This is a genomic window from Pandoraea sp. B-6 (assembly GCF_000282835.1).
Lineage (GTDB): Bacteria > Pseudomonadota > Gammaproteobacteria > Burkholderiales > Burkholderiaceae > Pandoraea > Pandoraea cepalis.
This window is the reverse complement of record NZ_KB290567.1, coordinates 49264-55263: the sequence shown is the minus strand read 5'-3', so window position 1 is coordinate 55263 and position 6000 is coordinate 49264. Positions and strand designations below refer to the sequence as shown.

General features: G+C 58.9%; 12 protein-coding genes. All 12 read left to right on the top strand.

The window, feature by feature from the left end; genetic code table 11:
* Positions 1-481, top strand: a 481-nt coding sequence (locus A985_RS0123420) for an EF-Tu/IF-2/RF-3 family GTPase (RefSeq protein WP_017235804.1), incomplete at its 5' end; no start/stop codon positions are given.
* A 114-nt stretch (positions 482-595) separates the two neighbouring features.
* The gene (rpsJ, locus tag A985_RS0123415; RefSeq protein WP_017235803.1) at positions 596-907 is read left to right on the top strand and encodes a 30S ribosomal protein S10; all 312 of its coding nucleotides are present in this window, start codon (positions 596-598) and stop codon (positions 905-907) included.
* A gap of 205 nt (positions 908-1112) precedes the next feature.
* Positions 1113-1769, top strand: coding sequence for a 50S ribosomal protein L3 (rplC, locus tag A985_RS0123410; protein WP_026132333.1), 657 nt, complete (start codon positions 1113-1115; stop codon positions 1767-1769).
* A gap of 2 nt (positions 1770-1771) precedes the next feature.
* The gene (gene rplD / locus A985_RS0123405) at positions 1772-2392 is read left to right on the top strand and encodes a 50S ribosomal protein L4 (protein WP_017235801.1); all 621 of its coding nucleotides are present in this window, start codon (positions 1772-1774) and stop codon (positions 2390-2392) included.
* Positions 2389-2703: a 50S ribosomal protein L23 gene (gene rplW, locus A985_RS0123400; RefSeq protein WP_017235800.1), complete on the top strand. Its 315-nt coding sequence runs from the start codon at positions 2389-2391 to the stop codon at positions 2701-2703. The genes rplD and rplW overlap by 4 nt, the downstream gene beginning before the upstream one ends.
* Before the next feature lie 2 nt (positions 2704-2705).
* Complete coding sequence (gene rplB, locus A985_RS0123395; RefSeq protein WP_017235799.1) at positions 2706-3533, top strand: 50S ribosomal protein L2; 828 nt, start codon at positions 2706-2708, stop codon at positions 3531-3533.
* Positions 3534-3546: 13 nt separating this feature from the next.
* Positions 3547-3822 carry a 30S ribosomal protein S19 gene (rpsS, locus tag A985_RS0123390; RefSeq protein WP_010804133.1) on the top strand — a complete coding sequence of 92 codons (276 nt, stop codon included), beginning with the start codon at positions 3547-3549 and terminating at the stop codon, positions 3820-3822.
* A 10-nt stretch (positions 3823-3832) separates the two neighbouring features.
* Positions 3833-4162: a 50S ribosomal protein L22 gene (gene rplV / locus A985_RS0123385; protein ID WP_017235797.1), complete on the top strand. Its 330-nt coding sequence runs from the start codon at positions 3833-3835 to the stop codon at positions 4160-4162.
* Between the two features lie 9 nt (positions 4163-4171).
* Positions 4172-4978 (top strand): 30S ribosomal protein S3, encoded by an 807-nt coding sequence (rpsC, locus tag A985_RS0123380; RefSeq protein WP_017235796.1) that lies wholly within the window; start codon positions 4172-4174, stop codon positions 4976-4978.
* A 2-nt stretch (positions 4979-4980) separates the two neighbouring features.
* On the top strand, positions 4981-5397 hold the full coding sequence (gene rplP / locus A985_RS0123375) for a 50S ribosomal protein L16 (RefSeq protein ID WP_010804130.1): 417 nt from the start codon (positions 4981-4983) through the stop codon (positions 5395-5397).
* Between the two features lie 14 nt (positions 5398-5411).
* Positions 5412-5606, top strand: a complete 195-nt coding sequence (gene rpmC / locus A985_RS0123370) for a 50S ribosomal protein L29 (RefSeq protein WP_017235795.1) — start codon at positions 5412-5414, stop codon at positions 5604-5606.
* Positions 5603-5875 (top strand): 30S ribosomal protein S17, encoded by a 273-nt coding sequence (gene rpsQ / locus A985_RS0123365; RefSeq protein WP_017235794.1) that lies wholly within the window; start codon positions 5603-5605, stop codon positions 5873-5875. The genes rpmC and rpsQ overlap by 4 nt, the downstream gene beginning before the upstream one ends.
* The last annotated feature ends 125 nt before the right edge of the window (positions 5876-6000 follow it).

The following is a 6000-nucleotide window of genomic DNA, read 5'->3' as shown; positions in this document are numbered from 1 at the left end:
AGAAATCGAAATCGTCGGTATCGCCATGGACGGCGACAAGCCGAAGATCGACAAGACGACCTGCACGGGCGTCGAAATGTTCCGCAAGCTGCTCGACCAAGGTCAGGCAGGCGATAACGTCGGTATTCTGTTGCGCGGCACGAAGCGTGAAGACGTCCAGCGTGGTCAGGTTCTGGCCAAGCCGGGTTCGATCAAGCCGCACCGCAAGTTCTCGGGCGAGGTCTACATCCTGTCGAAGGACGAAGGTGGTCGTCACACCCCGTTCTTCAACAACTACCGTCCGCAGTTCTACTTCCGTACGACGGACGTGACGGGCTCGATCTCCCTGCCGGAAGGCAAGGAAATGGTGATGCCGGGCGACAACGTGTCGATCAAGGTTGACCTGATCCAGCCGATCGCCATGGAAGAAGGTCTGCGTTTTGCAATTCGCGAAGGTGGCCGTACTGTCGGCGCCGGCGTGGTTGCGAAGATCGAAGACTAATGACGGATTGACGGATGACGGGGGCCTTGGCGCTCCCGTCACCGAAGCTGTGTTTGCTCTTTGTGATTTACCCGGCACCCGAACGAGGGCTGCCATGCTCTTTGGAGAATTGACATGCCGAACCAAAAAATCCGCATCCGCCTGAAGGCTTTCGATTACCGCCTGATCGACCAGTCGGCCGCCGAGATCGTTGAAACCGCCAAGCGCACCGGCGCGATCGTCAAGGGCCCGGTGCCCCTGCCGACGCGCATCGAGCGTTTCGACATCCTGCGTTCGCCGCACGTCAACAAGACCTCGCGCGACCAGCTCGAAATCCGCACGCACCAGCGCCTGATGGACATCGTCGATCCGACGGACAAGACCGTTGACGCACTGATGAAGCTGGACCTGCCGGCTGGCGTCGACGTCGAGATCAAGCTGCAGTAAGGCTTGAGCGCGACTTTGCGCTGGAAAGCCCCGCCAATACTGACTCGGCGGGGCTTTTGTTATGCGAATTAGCAACACTTGTCAAGCGATAAAAGCTCGTCTATAATGGCGGGCTCAAGTGTAGTTTTTAAAAGATGGCCCACGTCCGTGGACCATCCTTTTATCATTTAGCCCCGGCCAATCGCAGTCGGGAATGGAGAAAATCATGAGCCTTGGCCTTGTCGGTCGCAAGGTTGGCATGACGCGTATTTTCACGGACGACGGCGATTCGATTCCCGTCACCGTGCTCGACGTGTCTAACAACCGTGTGACGCAAATCAAGACGGATGAAACGGACGGCTACACGGCCGTTCAAGTCACTTTCGGTAACCGTCGCGCCACGCGCGTGACCAAAGCCGCCGCCGGCCACTACGCGAAAGCGGGTGTCGAAGCCGGTGAAATCCTCAAGGAATTCCGCGTCGAAGCTGCCAAAGCTGCTGAACTGCAGCCGGGCGCAGCCGTTGGCGTCGATCTCTTCCAAGTGGGCCAGAAGGTCGACGTGCAAGGCGTGTCGATCGGTAAGGGCTACGCCGGTACCATCAAGCGCTACAACTTCGCTTCGGGCCGCGCTTCGCACGGTAACTCGCGTTCGCACAACGTGCCGGGTTCGATCGGTATGGCGCAGGATCCGGGCCGTGTGTTCCCGGGTAAGCGCATGACGGGTCATCTGGGCGATGTCACCACGACGGTGCAGAATCTCGAAATCGCGCGCATTGACGCTGAACGTGGCCTGATCTTCGTGAAGGGTGCCGTTCCGGGCGCCAACGAAGGCAAGGTTTTCGTGACCACGGCTGTCAAGGCCAAACTCGCGAAGGGAGCGTAACAATGGAACTGAAGCTCCTGAATGAGCAAGGTCAGGAAGGCGCAGCGGTCAACGCGTCGGACGTCGTGTTCGGCCGTGACTACAACGAAGCGCTGATCCATCAGGTTGTGGTGGCTTACCAAGCCAACGCCCGCAGCGGCAATCGTGCGCAGAAAGACCGTGAACAGGTCAAGCACACGACCAAGAAGCCGTGGCGTCAGAAGGGTACGGGTCGTGCTCGTGCCGGTATGTCGTCGAGCCCGTTGTGGCGCGGCGGTGGCCGTATCTTCCCGAATTCGCCGGAAGAGAACTTCACCCACAAGGTCAACAAGAAGATGTACCGCGCGGGTGTGTGCTCGATTCTGTCGCAGCTCGCCCGTGAAGGTCGTCTGTCGGTGGTCGAGGACATCAAGCTGGATGCGCCGAAGACCAAACTGCTCGCTGAAAAGATCAAGGCCATGGGTCTTGAGTCGGTGCTGCTGATCACGGATAGCGTGGACGAGAACCTGTTCCTGGCCTCGCGCAATCTGGCTCACGTTGCCGTCACCGAGCCGCGTTTCGCCGACCCGCTGTCGCTCATCTACTTCAAGACGGTGCTGGTGACGAAGGGCGCGATCGCCAAGATTGAGGAGATGCTGTCATGAGCGACGTGCGTAAAAATGACCATCGTCTGTACCAGGTCCTGCTCTCGCCGGTGATCTCCGAAAAGGCGACGCTGGTGGCTGACAAGAACGAACAAGTGGTGTTCCAAGTCGCACGCGACGCGAACAAGCAAGAAGTGAAGGCTGCGGTTGAGCTTCTCTTCAAGGTGGAAGTCGAGTCGGTGCAGATTCTGAACCGCAAGGGCAAGCAAAAGCGCTTTGGCCGCTTCATGGGTCGTCGCGACCATGAAAAGAAGGCCTACGTGAGCCTGAAGCCGGGTCAGGAAATCAATTTTGAAGCGGAGGCCAAGTAATCATGGCACTCGTCAAAACGAAACCGACGTCGCCGGGCCGCCGTTCGCTGGTCAAGGTCGTCAACAAGGATCTGCACAAGGGCAAGCCGTTCGCCCCGCTGCTCGATACCAAGAGCAAGACCGCTGGCCGTAACAACAACGGTCACATCACCACCCGTCATATGGGTGGCGGTCACAAGCAACACTACCGTATCGTCGATTTCCGTCGCAACAAGGACGGCATCACGGCGAAGGTTGAGCGTCTGGAATACGATCCGAACCGCAGCGCGAACATTGCTCTGCTGTGCTACGCCGACGGCGAGCGTCGTTACATCCTTGCACCGAAGGGCATGACCGTCGGCCAGCAAGTGGTGAGCGGCTCGGAAGCCCCGATCAAATCGGGTAACACCCTGCCGATCCGTAACATCCCGGTCGGTACGACGATTCACGGCATCGAACTTCTGCCGGGCAAGGGTGCGCAAATCGCCCGTGCCGCCGGCACGTCGGCCATGCTGCTGGCTCGCGAAGGCACGTACGCTCAAGTGCGTCTGCGTTCGGGTGAAGTGCGTCGCGTGCACATCGAGTGCCGCGCGACCATCGGTGAAGTCGGTAACGAAGAGCATAGCCTGCGCCAATTGGGCAAGGCCGGTGCAAAGCGTTGGCGCGGTATTCGCCCGACCGTTCGCGGTGTGGCGATGAACCCGGTGGATCACCCGCACGGTGGTGGTGAAGGTCGTACGGCGGCGGGTCGTCATCCGGTCAGCCCGTGGGGTCAGCATACCAAGGGTAAGCGTACCCGTTCGACCAAGCGCACCGACAGCATGATCGTTCAGCGTCGCAAGAAGCGTTAATTGGAGCTAGCAAATGACTCGTTCTGTTAAAAAAGGTCCGTTTTGCGACGCTCACCTGCTGAAAAAAGTGGAAGCGGCGGCTGCATCGCGTGACAAAAAGCCGATCAAGACCTGGTCGCGTCGTTCGACCGTCCTGCCCGATTTCATCGGCCTGACGATCGCTGTGCATAACGGCCGTCAACACGTGCCGGTGTACGTGACGGAAAACATGGTCGGCCACAAGCTGGGTGAGTTCGCTCTCACCCGTACCTTCAAGGGCCATGCGGCCGACAAGAAGGCGAAGAAATAAGGGGCCGACCATGGAAGTTAAAGCAATTCATCGCGATGCTCGTATCTCAGCGCAAAAAACGCGTCTGGTCGCTGACCAGATCCGTGGACTGCCGCTGGAGCGTGCACTCAATGTCCTGACCTTCTCGCCGAAGAAGGCCGCGGTCATCATCAAGAAGGTGCTCGAGTCGGCTATCGCCAACGCCGAGCACAATGAAGGTGCTGACATCGACGAACTGCGCGTCAAGGGCATTTTCGTCGACAAGGCGACCTCGCTCAAGCGTTTCACCGCGCGTGCTAAGGGCCGTGGTAACCGCATCGAGAAGCAAACCTGTCACATCACTGTGACGCTGGGCAACTAAGGGGTCACGATGGGACAGAAAATTCATCCGACTGGCTTCCGTCTGGCGGTCAGTCGTAACTGGGCTTCGCGTTGGTACGCCAACAACCAGAACTTCGCGCAGATGTTGAAGGAAGACATCGGCGTTCGCGAATATCTGAAGAAGAAGCTGAAGAACGCTTCGGTCGGCCGCGTCATCATCGAGCGCCCGGCACGTAATGCTCGCATTACGATTTTCAGCTCGCGTCCGGGTGTTGTGATCGGCAAGAAGGGCGAGGACATCGAAATCCTCAAGGCCGAGCTGCAGAAGCGCATGGGCGTGCCCGTGCACGTGAACATCGAGGAAATCCGCAAGCCGGAAACCGATGCGCAGCTCATCGCCGATTCGATCGCTCAGCAGCTCGAGCGCCGTATCATGTTCCGTCGCGCCATGAAGCGTGCGATGCAGAACGCGATGCGTCTGGGTGCCCAAGGCATCAAGATCATGAGCGCGGGCCGTTTGAACGGTATCGAAATCGCCCGTACCGAGTGGTATCGCGAAGGCCGTGTGCCCCTGCACACGCTGCGTGCCGACATCGACTACGCAACTTCGGAAGCGAAGACGACGTACGGCATCATCGGTATCAAGGTGTGGGTGTACAAGGGTGACACGCTGGGCCGCAACGACGCTCCGGTGGCTGAAGAGCCGGCCGAAGACAAGCGTCCGCGCCGCAACGCGCGTCCGGGCGGCGACCGTCGCCCCCGTCGTGACGATGCTGGCGATAAGGCCGGCGCGAAGCGCGGTGGTGCACGACGCCCGGCTGGCAAGCCTGAAGGCGACGCCAAGACTGGAGAATAATCATGCTGCAACCGAAACGCAGAAAGTATCGCAAAGAGCAGAAGGGCCGTAACACTGGCGTTGCCACGCGTGGTAACGAAGTGTCGTTCGGCGAATTCGGTCTGAAGGCGGTCGGTCGTGGACGTCTGACGGCTCGTCAAATCGAAGCCGCGCGTCGTGCCATGACTCGCCACATCAAGCGCGGTGGTCGTATCTGGATCCGTATCTTCCCGGACAAGCCGATCTCGCAAAAGCCGGCAGAAGTGCGTATGGGTAACGGTAAGGGTAACCCGGAGTACTACGTCGCCGAGATTCAACCGGGCAAGATGCTGTACGAAATGGACGGTGTGGATGAAGCGTTGGCGCGCGAGGCGTTCCGCCTGGCTGCTGCCAAGCTGCCGATTCAGACGACGTTCTTCGTACGTCGCCTTGGCGCCTGAGGGGAGAATTTGAAATGAAAGCATCCGAACTTCGTGCCAAGGATCTCGACGGCCTGAACAAGGAACTGTCGGATCTGCTGAAGGCCCAATTCGGTCTTCGCATGCAAGCGGGCACCCAACAGCTGAGCAACACCAGCCAGCTGAAGAAGGTGCGCAAGGACATCGCGCGTGTGCGTACCGTGTTGACTGAGAAGGCGAGCCAGAAATGAACGATACCGCTAAGACCGCGCTGAAGCGTACCCTCGTGGGTAAGGTTGTCAGCGACAAGATGGACAAGACGGTTACCGTGCTGGTCGAGCGTCAAATGAAGCACCCGCTCTACGGCAAGTACATCGTGCGCTCGAAGAAGTACCACGCGCACGATGAGACCAACCAGTACAAGGAAGGCGATACGGTCGAGATTCAAGAATCCCGCCCGCTGTCGAAGACCAAGGCCTGGACGGTCTCCCGTCTCGTGGAAGCCGCTCGCATCATCTAAAGCGCGCTGAAGCGAAGGCTTGACTTGCAAGTCCGGAATTATCGATGTATAATTCCGGACTTTCCGCTTCTTTCGCTAAAACCGGTCTTTGGTTTCGCAAGGGAGTGGATGGCTTCCGAAGCCGA

Excerpts from the sequence above, each read along its gene's own strand:
- rpsS (WP_010804133.1), top strand. The coding sequence starts at position 3,547 with ATGACTCGTTCTGTTAAAAAAGGTCCGTTTTGCGACGCTCACCTGCTG.
- rplP (WP_010804130.1), top strand. The coding sequence starts at position 4,981 with ATGCTGCAACCGAAACGCAGAAAGTATCGCAAAGAGCAGAAGGGCCGT.
- rpsC (WP_017235796.1), top strand. The coding sequence starts at position 4,172 with ATGGGACAGAAAATTCATCCGACTGGCTTCCGTCTGGCGGTCAGTCGT.
- rplC (WP_026132333.1), top strand. The coding sequence starts at position 1,113 with ATGAGCCTTGGCCTTGTCGGTCGCAAGGTTGGCATGACGCGTATTTTC.
- rpmC (WP_017235795.1), top strand. The coding sequence starts at position 5,412 with ATGAAAGCATCCGAACTTCGTGCCAAGGATCTCGACGGCCTGAACAAG.
- rpsQ (WP_017235794.1), top strand. The coding sequence starts at position 5,603 with ATGAACGATACCGCTAAGACCGCGCTGAAGCGTACCCTCGTGGGTAAG.
- rplW (WP_017235800.1), top strand. The coding sequence starts at position 2,389 with ATGAGCGACGTGCGTAAAAATGACCATCGTCTGTACCAGGTCCTGCTC.
- rplB (WP_017235799.1), top strand. The coding sequence starts at position 2,706 with ATGGCACTCGTCAAAACGAAACCGACGTCGCCGGGCCGCCGTTCGCTG.
- rplV (WP_017235797.1), top strand. The coding sequence starts at position 3,833 with ATGGAAGTTAAAGCAATTCATCGCGATGCTCGTATCTCAGCGCAAAAA.
- rpsJ (WP_017235803.1), top strand. The coding sequence starts at position 596 with ATGCCGAACCAAAAAATCCGCATCCGCCTGAAGGCTTTCGATTACCGC.
- rplD (WP_017235801.1), top strand. The coding sequence starts at position 1,772 with ATGGAACTGAAGCTCCTGAATGAGCAAGGTCAGGAAGGCGCAGCGGTC.